Origin of the sequence: Arthrobacter sp. 260, assembly GCF_013116745.1 — a bacterium.
Classification (GTDB): Bacteria; Actinomycetota; Actinomycetes; order Actinomycetales; family Micrococcaceae; genus Arthrobacter_D.
This window is the reverse complement of the sequence record NZ_JABFOE010000001.1, coordinates 429,883-449,347: the sequence shown is the minus strand read 5'-3', so window position 1 is coordinate 449,347 and position 19,465 is coordinate 429,883. Positions and strand designations below refer to the sequence as shown.

Below are 19,465 nucleotides of genomic sequence, written 5' to 3'. Positions count from 1 at the left end.
TCCACCTTTATTCGTTGGAAGTCATTTACTCGTGGGCAGGAATGGGTGGGGCTCGCCCTGGACTAGCGCAGCTCGGCCGACAGCAGTTGCTGGGCAGCGCCGATGACCCGGACGCGTTCGCCGCTCTCTTCGGTGGGCACATACATCATGACCGCTTCGCCGTAGCGCACGTCAATGCCCTCGTCGGTGGAGGTCTCGCCGGTGAGCGACTCGTAGACAGTGCCATCAAGATCGATTGAATCACCGGATCCCCGGGGAACGCTGGAGTAGGTGTGGTTGAGGTATCCGAAGACCATCGCACCGCCGTCGCTGGTGGCGAGGGCATGCGTGTAATCGGGTTCCGATGCGTGGACAAAGGTGATCCTCGCCGAGTCGTTGTCTGGATCCGCCACAACCTCCGACTGGAAGGACGTGATGGCATCGGCGAAGGAGTTCTCCTCGAAGGTGTCGGCGTTGTCGCCGTCGGGCTCGGAGAGGAAATCCGCAATGGCGTTCATGGCCGTCTGCGGTGCGTAGGCAAGACCCGGTGCGTTATCGAGCGGGACCTGAGCCACGCCGCCCGCGCCCTCGGAGCTGGGGAAGGTTGTTCCGGGCAGCATCTGGATAGCCGCGCTGAGGTTGTAGTTGGACCGTGGGTCCTGCTGCACCAGCACCAGCGCCTGAGGCACTGGATTGTCCTCGGACTGCGTGAGGGCCACTACCGTGCGGGGCCAGCTGGGATCGGAGGAGATCATGGTGGTCAGGATCGGCTCGGCGGCGACCGGCGTGGGCTCCGGGATGTCGGAAGCCTCGGCGCGAACAGCATAGTTGGCGGTCCGCAGCGCCAGCGCTGCCTCGGCGGCGCGCGGTGCAAGCAGCTCGGCGTCGGCGGCCGCGTCACCCTCGGCGACGACGGTGGCGACCGACGCGAGGATTCGCTCCAGCTGGCTTTCGAGCAGGACCGGCGGCTGTTCCTCGGTCTCCTCCGCCGCGGGTGAGGGACTTGGCTCTGAGGAGGTGGCGTGGGCCGCGCCCAGTCCGGAGGCAGTGAGCCCCATGACGACAACTGCCACGCTGAAGGGCGCCGTGCTTTTCCGGCTCTGCTTGTTGCGGGCCTCGAGGGTGCGTGCGTGGGCCCGCGAACCCTCCACGGTGGGACGGCGGTCGCGCTTGGGCCTAACGAAGAACAGTGCGATCCCGAGGATGACCACGAGGGCGCCGATGACGATGAGGGGAACCGCCCAGGAGGTGGTCTCCTCGTTGGGCCAGGTAATCGAGACGTCGGTCGGGGCGGCGTTTTCGCCGTCGGACGCGAGCAGGATGGACCACTCCCCGTCGGCCGGGTCGAGCCAGCGGTGCGTGACACTGCCGTCGGCGGTTTCCTCGCTGGTCCAGAGGTCGGATCCGCTGGGGTCCGGGACCGTCTGCTCGCCGTCGGTGAACGTGGTCTGGAGGCCGTCCTCGTCGATTCCAGTCACCCGAAGGTGGGCTGCGTCGCCCACCCAGGCGTCGACGTCGCTGGCCCGGCCCACCGCCAGGGTGAAGGTTCCCTCCGAGCGGACAGTGATGTCGACGTCGTCGGCTCCGGGCTCCTTGGCGCCCGCGTCGATCACAGTCACCGGACCGCTCTCGGCCCCGGCCGGCACCGAAGCTGTCACTGTCTCGGAAGGGGACCAGAAGGTAAGCTGTGCGATGCCCACGAGCATCAACAGCACTCCGATCACCAGGGCTGGAACTGCAATCTTGAAACGCACTCAAATACCTATCGTTGCTCGCGCGCAGCACGGCCACGCTTCATGCGCCGACGGGTCTCCGGCGGCGCGATTGTCTGTGCAAAAGCTTGATCTCACCTTCCATCGTAACTAACTTCACCTGTACGGCAGGATTTTTGTGGAGGGCGTCACTATCGGTTGGAATCACCCTGGTCCCGTGCACGACGGCGGACCGGTCACCGTGCAGGGCCCCGTCCAGCTCGCCTGTTAGTGTTTCGCTAACGTGCAATGGCTCTGGACGACAGCCACCCCTCGCAGGCACTACTGGGAAAGCAGAACAAAAGCGTGAGCGATAATCAGGAAGTTCCGGTAGGCGAGCCGCTCCCCCGGCCCACTGCCCCACCCCGCGTGCCGAACGGGCACACGGCGGGCTCGCCCGACGAAGCCTCCCAGCCGGGCCTGCTCGCCGCGATCCTGCACCGGTTGCGCAGGCCCATTCCCGGGGCCCAGCCCCGGCTGAGGTTTGAGTTCCCTCCGGAGCGCACGCCCGATCCTGTGCCCTTCGACGATGACGTGACCCTCGCCGACGAGCGGTTGAAGTTCGGCAACTCCCAGCCCCGATCGATGCGCCACCACCCCATCCACTTCGGATTCATGGGCACCGTGGGTGTAGGCCTGGCTCTCCTCGCCTACTTCATGATCACCAACGTGGGCCAGTTGCTGCTCTGGATCGGCGCAGCCCTGTTCATTGCGCTCGGACTGGATCCCATCGTCCGCTGGCTGGAAAAGAAGCGGGTGCCGCGCCCGGCCGGTATCGCCGTCGCACTGTTGCTCCTTGCCAGTCTCATCGCCGGATTCTTCGCAACCCTGATCCCCACCATCGTGAACCAGACGAGCCAGTTTGTGGACCGGGCCCCCGGCTTTGTCGATGACTTCCTGAACTCGGATTTCTTCCAGACGGTCGACGAGCAGTTCCAGGTGAGGGAACGGGTCACCGATGAGGTCAACAACTTCTTCGACAATTCGGAGGCCGTAGGCGGAATCTTCGGCGGCGTTCTCGGAGTGGGAACGGTTATCCTCAACAGCCTGTTCGGCACGCTGATCGTGTTGGTGCTGACCCTGTACTTCCTGGCGTCACTGCCCGCGATGAAGAAGTGGGCCTACCGCCTTGCCCCGCGCTCACGCCGCCCACGGGTCGAGTCGCTGGCCGAGGAGATCACCAGCAGCGTCGGCAACTATGTGATTGGCCAGGCGTGCGTCGCCCTGCTGAACGCCACCTTTGCCTTCATTTTCATGACCATCGCCCAGGTTCCGTTCTCGGTTCTGCTGGCCTTCGTCGTCGTTCTGCTGGCCTTCATTCCGCTGGTGGGGGCGCTGATCGCCGCTGTCATCGTCACGCTCGTTGCGTTGACCGCAGGGTGGCAGACCGCCTTGCTCTTCGCTGTGCTCTACATCGCCTACCTGCAGGTCGAGGCGTACTTCATCTCTCCCCGCATCATGCAGCGGGCGGTAGCGGTCCCCGGCTCGGTGGCGGTGATCGCCGTGATTGCCGGCGGCAGCCTGCTGGGCGTGCTCGGCGCCCTCATCGCCATTCCAACCGCCGCCGCCGTGATGTTGCTACTCAAGGAAGTGTTCATCGCCCGCCAGGACGGGCAGTAGCCCGGCCGACGATGCGGCCATGCTACTGAATACGGCCAGCCTAGGAAGCGGTGGCGGCCGACCCGGTCCAGGTGGTCGGCAACGAATCAGAGCTGCCGGGCAGCGCGGTATCGGCTATCTCGTCCAGGACCCGGGCAGCGTACTTCTCTCCTACCCACAGGTGCTTGGCTCCGTCCACACCGATGACCTCGGCCTGGGGCACCCGGGCAAACCGGGCCGCGGCTGCGGCTGGCTGAAGATAATCGTCGTGCTCGGGCACCAGAACTTTCAGGGGAAGACCGGACGCGGCCCACGCATCAAGATCCTCGTCCCCAGCCCGATGCAGCGGCGGGGACAACAGGATTGCCCCCTGAATTGCCGAGGCGATCGGCTCAGTGGCACCGTACTTCAGGCACAGCTCAGTGCCGAAGGACCAGCCAACCAGCCAGATGTTCTCCGGGTGGCGCTCGGCTGCCCAGGCGACTGCCGCCTCAATGTCCGCCTGCTCCGCAGCGCCGCCATCGAATTCGCCCTCGCTGCGGCCACGCGGCGAACTGGTGCCACGGGTGTTGAAGCGCAGCACTGCGATGTCGGCCAGCGCCGGCAGCCTGAAAGATGCCTTGCGGAACACGTGCGAGTCCATGAATCCGCCAGCGGTGGGCAGCGGATGCATGGTTACCAGGGTGGCCAGGGGCGGCCTGTCCACCGGTTCGGCGAACTCACCCACCAGCGTCAACCCGTCGGATGTCCGCAACTCGATGTCAGTGCGGGTCGCGGGGAGGACCGTTGATGCCCTGATGTCCATTGGGCCGTCGGAATCGGTGAAGTCATAGCTGGAAGGCGTCGAAGTCATCGTTTCAGTCTAGGGGAATCCGGGATGGCCCCCCGGTGCGCGGTGCGACCCTGCACCGTCGTCGGCTCAGTACTTGTAACTACGGGTCCGCCAGCAGTTCACGTGCCAGTGGCGTCGTCCGGCCAAGCCGGCGGCAGCACCGAACAGTGAATCTTCCTGCCAGACGACAAGGTGGGCGAGGCCCGAGGGAATCACCCGGTGGCAGCCCGGACAAATGTAGTCCTTGGCAGCGTTGCGCTCGGTGATCCGGCGGACTGACCACTCGCCGTCGGGCGCGCTTTCGTGGCTGGGAATGCCGGCACGCGCCCGCTCAAGATCGATCTCGGGCACCGGCCCGGCCTTGCGCCCGGGTTGAGCTGTTGGTCTCCCTGGGCGACGGGGACGATTGGAACGCGGCATGGATCAAGTCTGCCCGATGAATCAGATCGACGGAGACGCCCAAAAACATTGCACCATGTGGTTCAGTAAAATATACTGAACCACATGGTTCACTCTGAATTGCTCGACAGCACCTTTGCGGCCCTTGCCGACAGCACCCGCCGGGATGTCCTGGCCCGCCTTGGCGCGGGCCCCGCGACAGTCTCCGAACTCGCCGAACCCGCCGGAATCACAGTGACCGGCATGGCCAAGCATGTGAGGGTGCTGGAGGAGGTCGGGCTTGTGACCACGGAGAAAGTCGGCCGCACCCGGCAATGCCGCCTCGGCACTGAACGACTGGATGACGCAATGCTGTGGCTCAACTTCTATCAACGACTCTGGGACCGCCGCCTGGACGGCCTCGACGCGTACTTCACCCTCCAGAAAGGACAAGACCAATGACCGATACCACCACTCCCCTGACCCTCCGCATCGAGCGGATCCTTCCTGCAACCCCGGAAGAGGTGTTTGATGCGTACACCGACGCCGAAAAACAGAAGATCTGGTTCTCCATCCTCGATGAGCGGCCGGGCATCGTGGAGATCGAAGTGGACCTCCGGGTTGGAGGACAACAGACAGCGGTGTGGGGGCCCGATGCAGACACCCTGTTCAGGGAAACCCAGACCTTCCTCGAGATCGACCGCCCACACCGGCTGGTCACCGAGTCATCCGGCAGCAGCCCCGACGGCATGACGATGACCACCCGCATCGAGATCACCTTTGAGCCGTCCAGCCAGGGCGGCACCCTGATGGCCATTGAGCAGTCAGGCTTCCCTGTCCCAGAGGTCAGGGACTTCTTCGCTGCCGAGGTCTGGCAGGGCGCATTGGCACGGATCGAGGCATTCCTGCTGCGCGAACGGGAGCAGGGGTCATGACCCCCCTTCTGGTGAGCTCCACTCACCGTCCAGGGGCGGTTCTCCGCGCCGCTGCTCTAACCGCCATCGGAGCAGGAGCGGCCCTCGCCGTCGCTCACTTCCTGAACCCCTTTCTCGATCCCGGCTGGAGTGTCATCAGCCAGTACGCGCTTGGCGACCAGGGCTGGATTCTGCCCGTGGCGTTCGTGCTGCTTGCTGCCGCTTGCTGCTTTCTGGCGGTTGGCCTTCCGCCAGGACGCCTGCGCCGGGCCGGACGGATAGGTCGCATGCTCCTCTTCGTCGCGGCTGCCGGCCTGGTCATCGCAGCGGTCTTCGCCGTCGGGAGTCCCCTGCACGACGTCGGGTCTCTCCTGGGCAATGTTGGCCTCGCTGTCGGGGCGGTCCTGGTGGGGCGGGACCTGCGCCGGGGTCTTGATCAGCGGGAACGCTACTGGTCAGCAGCCGCAGCCCATGCGCCGTGGGTATGTGCTGTTCTGATGGGCGCCCTGATCGCGACTGGCACCTGGGGCGTGGGGCTGCTCAACCGTGCGGTGGTGCTTGCGTACATTGTCTGGATCGTGCTCGCGACCCGACAGGTAACAGCAACCGCAGGCCACTAAGTACCCTCCAGAACCCCTGACCTCCGTTTCGGGGGCAGGGGTTCCCTGTGCGCTGTGGGACGATTTAGGTACTCCCAAAACCACTCAGCGAATTGGATGGCAATACGTGCGTTTAGTTGTAGCCCAGTGCTCAGTCGATTACATCGGCCGCCTCCGGGCCCACCTTCCCCTGGCCACCCGGCTTCTGATGGTCAAGGCAGACGGGTCAGTATTGGTCCACTCCGACGGCGGCTCGTACAAGCCCCTCAACTGGATGAGCCCGCCAGCCACCCTGCGCATCGTCGCTCCCGATGAGGCGGACACCGAACTGGGTGTAACCGAGGTATGGAACGTACAGCATGCCAAGACCGACGACCGCCTGGTCATCAACATCCACGAGCTGATCCACGAGACCTCGCACGATCTGGGCGTGGATCCCGGCCTGGTCAAGGATGGCGTAGAGGCAGATCTACAGCGCCTGCTGGCTGAGCAGATCCACTTGGCTGGGGCCGGTTTCACGCTGATTCGCCGTGAGTACATGACCGCGATCGGCCCGGTCGACATCCTTGCCCGGGATGCCACGGGAGCCACCGTGGCGATCGAGCTGAAGCGCCGGGGTGACATCGACGGCGTCGAACAATTGACCCGGTACCTCGAACTCCTCAACCGGGATCCACTAATGTCCCCGGTCAGGGGAATCTTTGCGGCACAGCAGATCAAGCCGCAGGCTCGCGTCCTGGCTCTGGATCGGGGCATCGACTGCCTGACGCTGGATTACGACATGATGCGTGGCGTGGACGACGTCGAGTCGCGCCTCTTCTAGCCTGAGCCCCTGGTTCGGTTGTCGGGTGCTGGGCGCACCGGGTGTCGAGTGCTGGGTGCACCGGGTGCGCCGGGTGTCGAGTGCTGGGCGTCGAGCGCCGGTAGTTGGAGATCGCGTCCCGGATATTGGACGTCGAGTGCTGGCGTGCGCCGGGTGTCGAGCGCCGGTCATCGGGCGCCGAGTGTCGGGAGCCGGGTACCGGACGTCGGGCGTCGGATATTGAACGTCGAATGCTGGCGCGCGCCGGGTGTCGCGTGCCGGGTCTTGGACGTCGGGTGTCGGGAGCCGGGTACCGGATGTCGAGTGCTGGTGTGCGCATAAAGCCGCGTGCGCAGCGCCCTGCTATTGACAGCTGCATTGTGACCGGGTTTCACTCGAATATTTGTTCGAGAGATTTGTCCACATAGCCTGTAAATCCGCAGGAATGTTGGTGCGGTTTGGGACAATAGAGGTATGGAAGGCAGCACAGCTCCATCACCGCAACGGACGGGAATCCCCGCCCGGGTGGCCGCCCCGCGGGGCGGTTCTGGTTCGGTCGGCCAGCCCGACGGCGGCGCCTCCACCTCTACCCCTGCATCTGTCCGGACTCGGGCTGGTGCCGCGTCCTCTTCACTGGTCTCTGACTATGCGTCCTCGCCTGCCGGTGCTGCTCTCTTGGCGACCCGGTCCGTTGGTCCCGGTCGCAGTCGCGGTGGATCTCCCGCAGCTACCCGGTCCTTCCGTCGCAGTGAATCTTCCGTTCGGGCCCTGGCCGAAGCCCTCCACTCCCTGCGACCAGCCGGTGATGCGGCGGGGCTGATTGATCAGCTGCGGGAGCTCGAGGATCTGAAGTCCGCGATCGCGGGCGTCCAGGCGCGGATCACGGTGGCTGTTGACGTGGCCGAACGCCAGGCCCAGGCTCTGGCCGGGGTTCCCGCTGGGGAGCAGGGCAAGGGTGTGGGGGCGCAGGTCGCGTTGGCCCGGCGTGAGTCCCCGTCCCGCGGCAGCAGGCTCCTCGGGTTAGCGCGGGCTTTGGTCACGGAGATGCCCCACACGTTGGCGGCCTTGCATTGTGGCCAGTTGAATGAGTGGCGGGCCACCCTGTTGGTGAAGGAAACCGCGTGCCTGTCCGCCGCGGACCGGGCAGCGGTCGATGAGGAACTCGCCCCCGACACGGGCACGTTCGACGGGTGTGGGGATCGGGCGATTATCGCGGCGGTGAAAGCAGCCTCGTATCGGAGGGATCCCCGGTCGGTGGTGAACCGGGCCGCCCGCGCGGTGACGGAACGGTGCGTGAGTATCCGTCCCGCACCGGACACCATGGCCTACCTCACCGCCCTGCTCCCCGTGAAAGAAGCAGTCTCCACCTATGCTGCGTTGTCACGCCACGCGGACACCACTAAGGCCGCCGGCGACCCAAGGTCCCGAGGCCAGGTGATGGCTGACACCCTGGTTGAACGTGTCACCGGGGTCCCCGGGGGTGTCAGCCGGGTCGAGTTGCAGCTCATCATGACCGACCGTGCCCTCTTCCAAGGCGACAGCGAACCAGCCAGGATCCCCGGCTACGGCATCATCGGCTCCCACTGGGCACGCACCCTCCTCACGATGGGACAGAAGACGAGCACCGGAACAACCGACCCGAACGATTCGGATACCTCCGGGGAGAAGCGGTCCGCTTTCGATGTGTGGTTACGTCGGCTCTACACTGCGCCGTCGACCGGGGAGTTGGTGGCGATGGATTCCACCGCCCGGCTCTTCACGAAAGCCCAACGCCGGTTCATCACCGCCCGCGACGACACCTGCCGCACCCCCTACTGTGACGCACCGATCCGCCACTTCGACCACATCATCCCCTGGCACCGTGGCGGACCCACCACCATCACCAACGGGGCAGGGCTCTGCGAAGCGTGCAATCACACCAAAGAACAACCCGGCTGGACAACCCAAACAATCCCCGGACCAAGGCACAGGCTCAAAGTCACCACCCCCACCGGCCACACCTACCACTCCACAGCACCACCCCTACCAGGCACCGGCTCCGGCACGGGCACCGGCACCGGCACCGGAGCGACAATCGAGCGGGCACAGGTCAAAGGCTTGAAGCAGGTCAGGTCGCGACCCTAAGTAACCTGGCAGGCAATCACCGAGCACGGCCCTCACCTTGGCCCGACCGGAAACACGCCGATCCGAAACACGCCCACTCTCACCGAGCATTCCCCCAGTCCTGGAAGTCCCCAGCTCATTGACAACCTAGGCCAGGCGCCAGCTACAGTCCCCCACCATTCCCTACACAAGGGCGTTACAGCGACCCGATACGGGTACCCGAAAGCCCCCGCACAATGTAATCCGTGCGGCCAATCTGAGAGCTGCGCATAGAATCAGGGCTATGGTCAGCAACGAGGTTCCTGGACGCTCCACCGTGCGCTACATTCGTGGACGCCTTGTCACCGAGGCCGGAATCATCGATGACGGGGTACTGGCTGTTGATGGGGATCGCATTTCATTTGCCGGACAAGCCACAGCGTTCGATAGCGGATCCGCACCAGCAGATCGGGACTTCCCGCCAGGTAGCATCATCCTTCCCGGCCTCGTCGATACGCACTGTCACGGAGCAAACGGCGGCGACTTCGCCAATGCTGACGCAGATGCGGCACGCCGCGCGATCGACTTCCTCCACCGCAGCGGTACCACCACCCTCCTCGCAAGCACCATGACTGCACCACGGCAGGACCTACTGAATGCGCTTGCGGTCCTGGCTGACCTGGCAGAGGAAGGGGTCATCGCTGGCATCCACGCAGAAGGCCCGTTTGTCTCGGTCGCACGCTGCGGCGCCCAGAACCCCGACTACATCTCCGATCCTGAACCTGACTATGTGGCTGAGCTGATCGAAGCAGCACAGGGCCGGATGAAGACCATGACGTACGCGCCGGAACTGCCCGGAGCTGATGCGCTCGTCGATACCCTGACCACCCACGGAATCACCCCCTCACTCGGACACACCGACAGCGACACTGACACCGCCGCAGCGTCACTCGCACTCGCGTGGGAGGAAATGGAGTCAACCGGGTTCGACGGCTACAGTATGCGACCCACAGTCACCCACCTCTTCAATGGGATGCCGCCGCTGCACCACCGCTCCCCCGGCCCTGTAGCCGCCTGCCTCCGGGCAGCCAAGGCGGGCACTGCCGTGGTCGAACTGATCGCCGACAACGCACACCTGGATCCCCAGACGGTTCTGACGGTTTTTGACCTCGTGGGCTCCGAAAACATCACCCTGGTAACCGATTCAATGGCCGCAGCCGGTCTCCCTGACGGTAACTACCATCTGGGCTCCTCCGCCGTAACTGTTGCCGACGGTGTAGCTACCCTGGACCGCACGGGATCCCTCGCGGGCGGCACAGCTGTTCTGCTTGACGTAGTGCGACGCACCGTTGCAGCCGGTGTACTCCTTGAGGACGCGGTCGCCTCGGCGACTGTGGTCCCCGCCAATGTCCTGGGACTCGCCGACGAGCTCGGCAGCCTCCGGCTCGGCCTGCGCGCCGATGCCCTGGTAGTGACCGCCGATCTAGAGTTGCTGGCCGTGCTCAGGGAGGGCACGTGGCTGGAACCGCTCGAACGAGGCCACCACTAATTGCCTTTGCCAATTTCCCTAAGAATGCGCGCAATTTCCGTTGACCAGCACATGCCATTATGTGATGCTTAATTTAGTCTTTGTGTACGTGTTAAGCATGCTCGCAAGACGATGTTGCGAGCGTGTGACTTCCCAACGGAACCGAAGTACAAGAGGTGCCGATAGGTTGTTTCCGTGGAGTGACCCCGGGACTACACGCAGTGTGTAGGACTGAACATTTCATTATGGAGGAGAAACAAATGGCACAGGGCACTGTGAAATGGTTTAACGCTGAAAAGGGCTTCGGCTTCATTACCCCGGACGACTCCGACGGCGATGTTTTCGTTCACTACTCTGAGATCCAGACTGGCGGATTCAAGACTCTTGACGAGAACCAGCGCGTTCAGTTCGAAATCGGTCAGGGCGCCAAGGGCCCCCAGGCTACTGGCGTCACCGCCCTGTAGCAACCGACGGTCGTCCTCGCTGTCGACCAGTTCTCAAGAGTAGGGCCCCCACGAATGACCGTGGGGGCCCTATCTTTAAGAATTCAGCGCCAGGTGCCTATCCCGACAACCGGTCCCGCCTCCAGCCAGGAGGACAGTCCGGCGTAGACGTCGAATTTCATGGCCAGCAACACTTCCTGGCCCTCATAGTCCAGCGTGACCACTATGGCCCCGGGTTGGATACGGCGTTTCTCGGCCTCAGTCGGCTGACGCCATCCCCTCAGTTCCAGCGAACTGCGCAGGTACCGATACCGGGGGCGTGGGCTCAGCGACGCCATCTGCAGCCATTCAAGATGTCGGTCCGTATAACGACAAACCCCCATCTGCCATCCCTTGGGAGGGAAGCAGATGGAGGCGTCAAAAGTTCCGAGCGCTCCACGCAACTGAAGCCGGCGAAGACCGAAAGCCAAAATGGCAAGCACCAGCAGCAGGAAGACTGCTGCGAGCGTGATGAAGGCTATACCTAGACCGTCCATCACCGGTATTGTCAGCGAGTCTCCGCGGACACATTGCCGCCGATCTTCGCGTTGTCAGCGACAATGACTACCCGGTTGCTGTCGACGGAAAAGAACCCTCCATCCACCGATACTAAAAGCCGTTCACCGGAGACGGGCTCGATGGCCATCTCGCCTTCGGCTAGGATGGCGAGCATCGGAGCGTGCCCGGGCAGGATACCGATTTCGCCATCGCTGGTGCGGGCCCTGACCATGGTCGCCGCGCCGGACCAGACAAAATGGTCCGCCGCGACGATTTCTACTTCGAGTTCAGCCATGAACGTTACTTTCCGGTCTGCTCTTGGATCTTGGCCCACTGGCGCTCGACGTCGTCGAGTCCACCAATGTTGAAGAACGCCTGCTCAGCAATGTGGTCAAGGTCGCCGTTGGCGATGGCGTTGAAGCCCTCGATGGTGTCCTTGATGCTCACGGTGGAGCCTTCGACTCCGGTGAACTGCTTTGCCGTGTAGGTGTTCTGCGACAGGAACTGCTGGATGCGGCGAGCCCGCGAAACAACAATCTTGTCTTCTTCAGAGAGCTCATCGACACCGAGGATGGCGATGATGTCCTGCAGTTCCTTGTTCTTCTGAAGGATCTGCTTGACGCGCACTGCTGTGTTGTAGTGATCCTGACCGATGTACTGAGGATCGAGGATTCGCGACGTCGAAGTCAGCGGGTCGATCGCCGGGTACAGACCACGGGAAGCAATTTCACGTGACAGTTCGGTGGTTGCATCGAGGTGGGCGAAGGTCGCTGCCGGTGCCGGGTCGGTGTAGTCATCAGCAGGCACGTAAACGGCCTGCATCGACGTGATCGAGTGGCCCTTGGTCGAGGTGATGCGCTCTTGGAGGAGGCCCATCTCATCGGCCAGGTTTGGCTGGTAACCCACTGCCGAAGGCATCCGGCCGAGGAGGGTCGACACCTCGGAACCTGCCTGGGTGAAGCGGAAGATGTTGTCAACGAACAACAGCACGTCCTGCTTCTGGACATCCCTGAAGTACTCGGCCATGGTCAGCGCCGACAGAGCGACCCGGAGGCGCGTTCCTGGTGGCTCATCCATCTGGCCGAACACAAGCGCGGTGTCCTTAAGGACGCCCGCCTCTTCCATTTCAACCCAGAGGTCGTTTCCTTCACGGGTCCGCTCGCCAACGCCAGCGAATACGGAGGTACCACCGAAGTTACGGGCAACACGGGTGATCATTTCCTGGATCAGCACGGTCTTGCCAACACCTGCACCACCGAAGAGACCGATCTTTCCACCCTTGATGTACGGGGTGAGCAAGTCGATGCTCTTGATGCCGGTCTCCAGCATCTCGGTGGAGCCTTCAAGCTGGGCGAATGCCGGTGGCTTGCGGTGGATTGGCCACCGCTCAGTGATCTCCAACGAGGACTCTTCGACGTCGAGGGGCTTACCCAGGACGTTGAAGATGTGACCCTTGACGACGTCGCCGACAGGCACCGAAATGGCGCTCCCGGTGTCGTGGACAACGGTTCCGCGGACCAGGCCATCAGTGGCCTGGAGCGAGATTGCACGCACCAGGTTGTCACCGAGGTGCTGTGAGGTCTCGAAGGTGATGGTGTGCGTCTCACCATTGAGAGTGATCTCAGTGGTCAGCGCGTTATAGATTGCGGGAATGGCGTCAGCCGGGAACTCGACGTCGACAACCGGGCCAATGACACGGGCGATTCGACCTGTGCCGCCGGATGCAACTGAGTCACTACCGTGCTCAATAGTCTGGGCAGTCATCTCTCTCACTTCACTTACGTAGATGGCGTGGGGCTAAGTCTAACTAGGGTGGAGCAGGTTCAAGAACTTGAGGGAAGGCTAGGAAGCGCTGAGCGCGTCCGCACCTGCCACAATTTCCGAAAGTTCCTGGGTAATCTCCGCCTGGCGCGCAGTGTTGCGGAGCCGGGTGTACTTCTTGATGAGGTCCGATGCGTTGTCGCCTGCGGACTTCATTGCCCGCTGACGGGCAGCAAGCTCGCTGGCGGCCGCCTGCAACAGAGCCGCGAAGATCCGCGACTCGATGTAGCGGGGAAGCAGTGCGTCCAGAACCATTTCCGGCTCCGGTTCGTACTCATACAACGGCAGCAGATCCGATTCGGATGCTGCTTCCTCTTCGACGACCTCGAGTGGAAGCAGGCGGATTACCGTTGGTTCCTGCAACACCATTGACCTGAAGCGGGTGTAAACCACATGGATTTCGTCAACGCCGCCGTCTTCGAAATCCGTGTTGAACTCGGCCAGGAGTGCCTTGCCGATGTCACGTGCAGTTTCGAACTCCGGAGCGTCAGTTCCGCCGGTCCATACGTTCTCGAACGCACGGTTGCGGAAGTCGAAGTAGGCCTGGGCCTTCCGACCGACAAGGTAGGTTTTGACTTCCTTGCCCTCTTCTCGCAGCAGCTCAATCAGCGACTCGGCCTGCTTCAACACACTCGCTGAGTATGAACCTGCGAGGCCGCGGTCCGAGGTCATCACCAGAACCGCCGACCGGCGGATCTGTTCTGGCTCGGTGGTCAGCGGATGGTCGATTTCTGACTGCGATGCCACTGCTGAGACGGCACGGGTGATCGCATTGGCGTAAGGCAGCGACGACGATACTCGTGCCCTTGCCTTGCCGATGCGAGAAGTCGCGATCAGCTCCATCGCCTTGAAGATCTTCCTCATCGACGTCGTCGAAGTGATCTTCTGGCGGTAGACCCGGATCTGGGCTCCCATACTTGTCCTTTCCTTCGTAGTCCACCTGGGGATTACGGCTAAGGCCGGGATGGCACCGGGATGGCTTAGCCATCCCGGTACCTAATTCCCTAGCGCTTCTGCTTGACGATCTTCTCCTGGTCGACCTCGTCCTCGGAGAGGGCGCTGTACTCTTCGTGACCGGCAACCAGACCATCATGGCCTTCGCCGAAGAATCCCTGCTTGAAGTCGTCGATCTGCTTCTTCAGCTCGTCAACGGTGGAGTCCTCAAGGAGGTTGGTCTCGGCCAGAGTGGTGAGCACTGACGACTTGTGCCGCAGGTGCTCAAGGAACTGGCCTTCGAACTTCCGGATATCTTCGACCGGTACGTCATCCAGGTAGCCGTTGGTGCCGGCCCAGATGGAGACAACCTGCTCCTCGACGGGGAACGGCGCGTACTGACCCTGCTTGAGCAGTTCCATGAGCCGTGCACCACGGGTGAGCTGCTGGCGTGACGCGGCATCCAGGTCGGAGGCGAACATCGCGAAGGCCTGCATGTCGCGGTACTGTGCGAGGTCGAGCTTCAACGTGCCCGAAACCTTCTTCATCGACTTGACCTGCGCCGAACCACCCACGCGGGACACCGACACGCCGACGTCCACAGCTGGACGCTGGTTGGCGTTGAAGAGGTCCGACTGAAGGAAGATCTGGCCGTCAGTGATCGAGATGACGTTGGTCGGGATATAGGCCGATACGTCATTTGCCTTGGTCTCGACGATCGGAAGACCGGTCATCGAACCAGCACCCAGCTCGTCGGAGAGCTTGGCACAACGCTCAAGCAGACGGGAGTGCAAGTAGAAAACGTCGCCCGGGTAGGCTTCACGTCCCGGCGGGCGCCGCAGCAGCAGCGATACCGCACGGTAGGCCTCGGCCTGCTTGGAGAGATCATCAAAGATCACCAAAACATGCTTGCCTGCGTACATCCAGTGCTGCCCGATGGCCGAACCGGCGTAGGGTGCCAGGTACTTGAAGCCCGCGGGGTCGGATGCAGGCGATGCAACGATCGTGGTGTACTCCAGGGCGCCCTTGTCCTCAAGGGTCTGGCGTACCGCAGCGATGGTCGAAGCCTTCTGTCCGATAGCGACGTAGATGCAGCGAACCTGCTTCTTCACATCGCCGGATTCCCAGTTGGCCTTCTGGTTGATGATGGTGTCGACGGCGATGGCCGTCTTGCCGGTCTGACGGTCACCAATGATCAGCTGGCGCTGGCCACGGCCGATCGGGATCATCGCGTCGATTGCCTTGAGCCCGGTCTGCATGGGCTCGTGGACCGACTTGCGTTCGGTAACGCCCGGTGCCTGAAGCTCCAGTGCGCGCCGCGCTTCTGCCTTGATCTCACCAAGGTCATCGATGGGCTGGCCCAGAGGGTCAACTACGCGGCCGAGGAAGGCGTCGCCCACTGGCACGGAGAGGATCTCTCCGGTGCGGTGAACTTCCTGGCCTTCTTCGATGCCGGTGAAGTCACCGAGCACGACGACGCCGATTTCACGGGTGTCGAGGTTCTGGGCGAGGCCCAGGGTGCCATCTTCAAAACGCAGCAATTCATTGGCCATCACCGAAGGCAATCCTTCTACCTTGGCGATGCCATCGCTGGCAGTGCTCACGCGGCCGACTTCAACGCGTTCTGCGTTGCCGGGCTCGTAGGATGCCGCAAACTCGTTCAACGCATTACGGACGTCTTCGGCGTTGATGGTCAATTCGGCCATCTGCAGTCCCTGCTCTCCTGTGTTGTGATCACCACTGCTTCGCGGCGACCGGTGTGTAATTCAGTCTGTTGTGTGTCTGGCTCCAGGACGGCGTACCGTCCTACACCGCAAGCTTTCGCCGCAGTTCAGACAGTTTGGCGATAACTGTGGAGTCAACCACTTCGTCGCCAACCTGGACGCGGACCCCGCCAATAAGTGACGGCTCCACGGTGACATCGGTTCTGAGCTCGCGTCCAAACAGGGAGTTGAGGCCCTGCTGCAACCGCTCGTACTGCTCATCAGTCAACGGACGGGTAACGCTGACGTTGGCAATCCAGCGGTCATGCCGTTTGGCCACGAGTTCAACGAACCGCTTCACCAAGTGAGTGGGCTTGATGCCGCGGGGTGCCTGTACTGCCTGACGCACCAACAGCTGCGCTTCTGGTCCGGCGTTGGGTACCAGCTTCAGCGCCAGGGCAACCCGGGCGTCGGTGCTGGCTTGCCGCTCGGACAGAGCGCGCTGCAATTCATGGCTCGAGTCAACGGTCCTGATGAAGTCGAAGAGATCGTTTTCAAGACTCTCCAGACTCGCTGCACCGTTGCCCCGATTTTCGGCCACCGCAATCGCTGCAGTGGCACCAAGGGTTTCCAGCGCGTCTCCAAGGTCACGGGCCGCGGCCCACCGCATGGAAACCAGTTCCCCGACCACAGTCGCTGTTTGATCCGAAACCTTGCCCGCAAGCAGGTTAGAGACCAGTGCGGCCTTGTCCTTGCCTTCACGGGAAGGATCGGTCAGTGCGCGGCGCAGGCCGGCGTTGCTGTCAATCATGTCGAGGACTCCAAAGAGTTCCTCGGCCAGGGACAGCGTTGCGCCGGGCAGACGGGTTTCTAGATCTTTCAGTGCCGTTGCCAGGGACTGGCTGGATACGCCTGCCATTACTTCGATGCACCTGCGCTCTGAGTTTCGAGGTCGGCCAGGAAGCGGTCAACCACTCGTGCGGACCGCTGGTCGTCGGAAAGGGACTCCCCGACAATCCGGCTGGCGAGATCAGTTGCGAGTGCGCCTACTTCAGCGCGCAACGAGACGACTGCAGCCTGACGTTCTGCTTCGATCTGGACGTGTGCCTGCTCGGTGATACGAGCGGCCTCGGATCCAGCCTTTTCCTTGAGCTCCGCGAGGATCTGGGCACCTTCGGCGCGTGCTTCCTCACGGATGCGGTTTGCCTCGGTGCGTGCGTCCACCAGCTGCTGCTTGTACTCGTCAAGCGCCGCGTTGGCTTCGGCCTGAGCGGCCTCCGCCTTGGCGATTCCGCCTTCGATGGCTTCAGTGCGCTCGGCAAACGTCTTCTCGAACGCCGGCATGACGAACTTCTTGACGATGAAAAACAGCAGTGCGAAGCCAGCGAGAGTAACAAAGAACTCCCACATGTTCGGGGCAAGGGGGCTATCGCTCCCCGCCGCCAAAATTACTGCGTTATCCATGTTTCACCCGTCTTTCTAAATACTTAGGACCAACACCTTGCGTTCTACTAGAGAACGAAGGCGAAGACCAGACCAAGGATGGCGAGTGCTTCGGTCAGAGCCAGACCCAGGAATGCGATGGGCTGGAGAACGCGCTGTGCCTCAGGCTGACGGGCGACGCCGTTGATGTACGCCGCGAAGACGAGTCCTACACCGATACCGCCGCCAATTGCGGAGAGACCGTAACCTACGAGGTTGAGATTGCCGTCCATTTTGTTCCTTTCAAGATGCCGCTTCCTGCGGCAGGTTGTTTGGGATCATCCCCAACGGGGAAGTCTTTATCTATGTGGTGAATTAGTGGGCGTCGGCGTTGAGAGCGCCTTCGATGTAGATGGCTGCCAGAAGCGTGAATACGTACGCCTGGAGCACCATGATGAGGATTTCAAGCATGTACATGGCCAGTGCGCCACCCAGGACGAGGACCGAAGTTCCTGCAAGCAGGATGCTTCCGCTCGTTGCCATGAACTCAATCGCGCTTCCAGCGAGCATCACGATCAGGTGACCGGCAAGCATGGTGGCGAAGAGTCGGAGGGAGTGGGTAACCGGGCGGACCAGGAAGTTCGAGATGATCTCGATGGGAACCACGATCGGCAGGATGTACCAGGGGACACCGGAAGGGACGACTGCGAGCTTGAAGTAGCGCAACCCGTGCTTCTGGATGCCGATTCCTACCCAGAGGATGTAGAAGATTGCCGCAATGGCATAGGCGCTACCCGGGTGGGAGAAGCTTGGGAGCTGCAGGCCCGGAATCGCTCCGAAGAGGTTGTTGACGATGATGAAGAAGAATGCAGTGAACAGCCACGGCACATACTTCATGAAGTCTTTGCCGCCGATAATGTCCTTGCCGACCGAGTTGCGGACGAAGCCATAGGACATTTCGCCCAGGAACTGCATCTTGCCGGGGACCATCTTGCCCTTGCGGGAAGCGATCAGGAAGAACGTCGAGATCAAGACCACCGAGAGGATGATCATCAGCATTTGCTTGCCGAAGCCAGCCTCGAACCAAATGCCGTATTCACCGCCCCAAGGGAGGATGTTCGGATAGTGGGTGTCGCTGATAGTAGGGGGTACGAAACCCTCGTCCGTCGTAGTGGCCGGGAGCGCAAGCGCGATCAACGCGTTTCCTCTCTGCAGTGTCCATCATTGGGCATATTCTGATCGGGCATAGAATCACTGCTCCGACTCGTTAAGTTTTCCGACATCACTTCGGGCTATCCCCAGCCTTCCCGCTGCTGTCCCTCGGCGTCGAACCGGGATCAGTTGTACCTTGGCGGGTGAGGTTATGCATGTGGGAGAGGTAGAAACCCCCGGCTGCACCCAAGAGACCTCCTGCGAGCACGATCCATTGCGTTCCCAGGAGGTTGTCCAGGCCCCAGCCTATCAAACTCCAGACGATGATCCCGCCAATTATGTAGCTGAAGACAGCTATTCCGGCGTTATAGCCGCCCTCGCCGTAGGGGCCGCGCACGTCGTCGTCGTTGCTCGATGAGGGATCCTGCTGGGGGCCGTTCACTGAATTCTCAGCCACGGTCGTCACCGGCAGACGGGCTGGTTGCTGGCTGGGTGGGAACCGGGTCGTTGTACAACTGGTGGCGCGCCTTCGAGAATGCGTAGACCTCAACCACCTGCCACAAGATCACCGTTCCGACGGCGGCACCAAAGAACCAGTTCCGGTCGAGCCAGGGTGGGGTACCGAGGACGAAGAGGGCGACGGCGAAGCCCACCACCTTGATCGCATAGGTGACAACGAATAGGCCCATAGCTCCCGAGGGGTTGCTGCGGCCGGCGAAGTGGCCGATCGCCAGGCTGATTCCAAAGAAGGCTACGACTAGCGCGTAACCGAAGACGGCACTGAAAGCTGCGTTGGAGCCAGAAAAAATCGCGGCGACACCAGCGGCGAGCACGATGGCCCCTGTGGCGACGAGGGTGCACTTCTTCAATATGCCGAGCCAGAGTGACCCCGATGGGTCGGCCGCGGGGTGGGCAGTGCCGCGGGGGGCTCCGACGCGCGGGGCGTCAGGTGTGCTCATAGGGAATCCGTCCGTAGATTCGATGTGAGGG

22 protein-coding genes are annotated in these 19,465 nt (G+C 62.4%); 8 read left to right on the top strand and 14 right to left on the bottom strand.

The features are described 5' to 3' along the window. Nucleotides 1-62: 62 nt before the first annotated feature. Entirely contained in the window at nucleotides 63-1,733 is a 1,671-nt protein-coding gene (locus HMI57_RS02070) for a hypothetical protein (protein ID WP_171584222.1), read from the bottom strand. A 303-nt stretch (nucleotides 1,734-2,036) separates the two neighbouring features. Here HMI57_RS02070 and HMI57_RS02065 point away from each other — a divergent pair, with 303 nt between their 5' ends. After that, nucleotides 2,037-3,350 carry an AI-2E family transporter gene (locus tag HMI57_RS02065; protein WP_346655111.1) on the top strand — a complete coding sequence of 438 codons (1,314 nt, stop codon included), beginning with the start codon at nucleotides 2,037-2,039 and terminating at the stop codon, nucleotides 3,348-3,350. 40 nt (nucleotides 3,351-3,390) lie between these two features. Here the strand turns inward: HMI57_RS02065 and HMI57_RS02060 are convergent, their stop codons facing one another. Together HMI57_RS02060 and HMI57_RS02055 are read right to left on the bottom strand one after the other, a co-directional pair. Continuing rightward, complete coding sequence (locus tag HMI57_RS02060; RefSeq protein WP_171584220.1) at nucleotides 3,391-4,182, bottom strand: alpha/beta fold hydrolase; 792 nt, start codon at nucleotides 4,180-4,182, stop codon at nucleotides 3,391-3,393. Nucleotides 4,183-4,248: 66 nt separating this feature from the next. Continuing rightward, nucleotides 4,249-4,581, bottom strand: coding sequence for a hypothetical protein (locus HMI57_RS02055; RefSeq protein ID WP_171584219.1), 333 nt, complete (start codon nucleotides 4,579-4,581; stop codon nucleotides 4,249-4,251). A gap of 84 nt (nucleotides 4,582-4,665) precedes the next feature. On the opposite strand from HMI57_RS02055, the gene HMI57_RS02050 reads away from it, so the two are divergent. From HMI57_RS02050 to HMI57_RS02020, 7 genes are all read left to right on the top strand, one after another. Beyond that, nucleotides 4,666-5,001, top strand: coding sequence for a metalloregulator ArsR/SmtB family transcription factor (locus HMI57_RS02050; RefSeq protein WP_171584218.1), 336 nt, complete (start codon nucleotides 4,666-4,668; stop codon nucleotides 4,999-5,001). Then, nucleotides 4,998-5,474: an SRPBCC domain-containing protein gene (locus tag HMI57_RS02045; RefSeq protein WP_171584217.1), complete on the top strand. Its 477-nt coding sequence runs from the start codon at nucleotides 4,998-5,000 to the stop codon at nucleotides 5,472-5,474. The genes HMI57_RS02050 and HMI57_RS02045 overlap by 4 nt, the downstream gene beginning before the upstream one ends. Next, the gene (locus tag HMI57_RS02040) at nucleotides 5,471-6,073 is read left to right on the top strand and encodes a DUF998 domain-containing protein (protein ID WP_171584216.1); all 603 of its coding nucleotides are present in this window, start codon (nucleotides 5,471-5,473) and stop codon (nucleotides 6,071-6,073) included. The genes HMI57_RS02045 and HMI57_RS02040 overlap by 4 nt, the downstream gene beginning before the upstream one ends. 106 nt (nucleotides 6,074-6,179) lie before the next feature. Then, entirely contained in the window at nucleotides 6,180-6,875 is a 696-nt protein-coding gene (gene nucS / locus HMI57_RS02035) for an endonuclease NucS (RefSeq protein ID WP_171584215.1), read from the top strand. 453 nt (nucleotides 6,876-7,328) lie between these two features. Further along, a complete protein-coding gene (locus HMI57_RS02030) occupies nucleotides 7,329-8,978 on the top strand; it encodes an HNH endonuclease signature motif containing protein (RefSeq protein WP_171584214.1) in 1,650 nt (549 codons plus the stop codon). Between the two features lie 262 nt (nucleotides 8,979-9,240). Further along, nucleotides 9,241-10,485 carry an amidohydrolase family protein gene (locus tag HMI57_RS02025; RefSeq protein ID WP_171584213.1) on the top strand — a complete coding sequence of 415 codons (1,245 nt, stop codon included), beginning with the start codon at nucleotides 9,241-9,243 and terminating at the stop codon, nucleotides 10,483-10,485. Nucleotides 10,486-10,724: 239 nt separating this feature from the next. Continuing rightward, nucleotides 10,725-10,928: a cold-shock protein gene (locus HMI57_RS02020; RefSeq protein ID WP_019481284.1), complete on the top strand. Its 204-nt coding sequence runs from the start codon at nucleotides 10,725-10,727 to the stop codon at nucleotides 10,926-10,928. A gap of 83 nt (nucleotides 10,929-11,011) precedes the next feature. Here HMI57_RS02020 and HMI57_RS02015 read toward each other — a convergent pair whose 3' ends face one another. The 11 genes from HMI57_RS02015 to HMI57_RS01965 all read right to left on the bottom strand — a co-directional run bounded on the left by HMI57_RS02015 (nucleotide 11,012) and on the right by HMI57_RS01965 (nucleotide 19,434). Then, nucleotides 11,012-11,443, bottom strand: a complete 432-nt coding sequence (locus HMI57_RS02015; protein ID WP_171584212.1) for a DUF2550 domain-containing protein — start codon at nucleotides 11,441-11,443, stop codon at nucleotides 11,012-11,014. Nucleotides 11,444-11,454: 11 nt separating this feature from the next. Then, nucleotides 11,455-11,739 (bottom strand): F0F1 ATP synthase subunit epsilon, encoded by a 285-nt coding sequence (locus tag HMI57_RS02010; RefSeq protein WP_171584211.1) that lies wholly within the window; start codon nucleotides 11,737-11,739, stop codon nucleotides 11,455-11,457. A gap of 5 nt (nucleotides 11,740-11,744) precedes the next feature. Continuing rightward, complete coding sequence (gene atpD / locus HMI57_RS02005) at nucleotides 11,745-13,208, bottom strand: F0F1 ATP synthase subunit beta (RefSeq protein WP_171584210.1); 1,464 nt, start codon at nucleotides 13,206-13,208, stop codon at nucleotides 11,745-11,747. 78 nt (nucleotides 13,209-13,286) lie between these two features. Next, nucleotides 13,287-14,180 carry a F0F1 ATP synthase subunit gamma gene (locus HMI57_RS02000; protein ID WP_171584209.1) on the bottom strand — a complete coding sequence of 298 codons (894 nt, stop codon included), beginning with the start codon at nucleotides 14,178-14,180 and terminating at the stop codon, nucleotides 13,287-13,289. An 89-nt stretch (nucleotides 14,181-14,269) separates the two neighbouring features. After that, nucleotides 14,270-15,904 carry a F0F1 ATP synthase subunit alpha gene (gene atpA / locus HMI57_RS01995; RefSeq protein ID WP_171584208.1) on the bottom strand — a complete coding sequence of 545 codons (1,635 nt, stop codon included), beginning with the start codon at nucleotides 15,902-15,904 and terminating at the stop codon, nucleotides 14,270-14,272. Between the two features lie 100 nt (nucleotides 15,905-16,004). After that, nucleotides 16,005-16,820: a F0F1 ATP synthase subunit delta gene (locus HMI57_RS01990; protein ID WP_171584207.1), complete on the bottom strand. Its 816-nt coding sequence runs from the start codon at nucleotides 16,818-16,820 to the stop codon at nucleotides 16,005-16,007. Continuing rightward, complete coding sequence (locus tag HMI57_RS01985; RefSeq protein ID WP_171584206.1) at nucleotides 16,820-17,365, bottom strand: F0F1 ATP synthase subunit B; 546 nt, start codon at nucleotides 17,363-17,365, stop codon at nucleotides 16,820-16,822. Before HMI57_RS01985 ends, HMI57_RS01990 begins: the two co-directional genes overlap by 1 nt. Nucleotides 17,366-17,412: 47 nt before the next feature. After that, complete coding sequence (gene atpE, locus HMI57_RS01980; protein WP_056548095.1) at nucleotides 17,413-17,616, bottom strand: ATP synthase F0 subunit C; 204 nt, start codon at nucleotides 17,614-17,616, stop codon at nucleotides 17,413-17,415. An 82-nt stretch (nucleotides 17,617-17,698) separates the two neighbouring features. Beyond that, nucleotides 17,699-18,520, bottom strand: coding sequence for a F0F1 ATP synthase subunit A (atpB, locus tag HMI57_RS01975; RefSeq protein ID WP_171584205.1), 822 nt, complete (start codon nucleotides 18,518-18,520; stop codon nucleotides 17,699-17,701). An 85-nt stretch (nucleotides 18,521-18,605) separates the two neighbouring features. Continuing rightward, a complete protein-coding gene (locus tag HMI57_RS01970; RefSeq protein WP_171584329.1) occupies nucleotides 18,606-18,872 on the bottom strand; it encodes a hypothetical protein in 267 nt (88 codons plus the stop codon). Between the two features lie 52 nt (nucleotides 18,873-18,924). Further along, a complete protein-coding gene (locus HMI57_RS01965) occupies nucleotides 18,925-19,434 on the bottom strand; it encodes a hypothetical protein (RefSeq protein WP_171584204.1) in 510 nt (169 codons plus the stop codon). Nucleotides 19,435-19,465 lie beyond the last annotated feature (31 nt).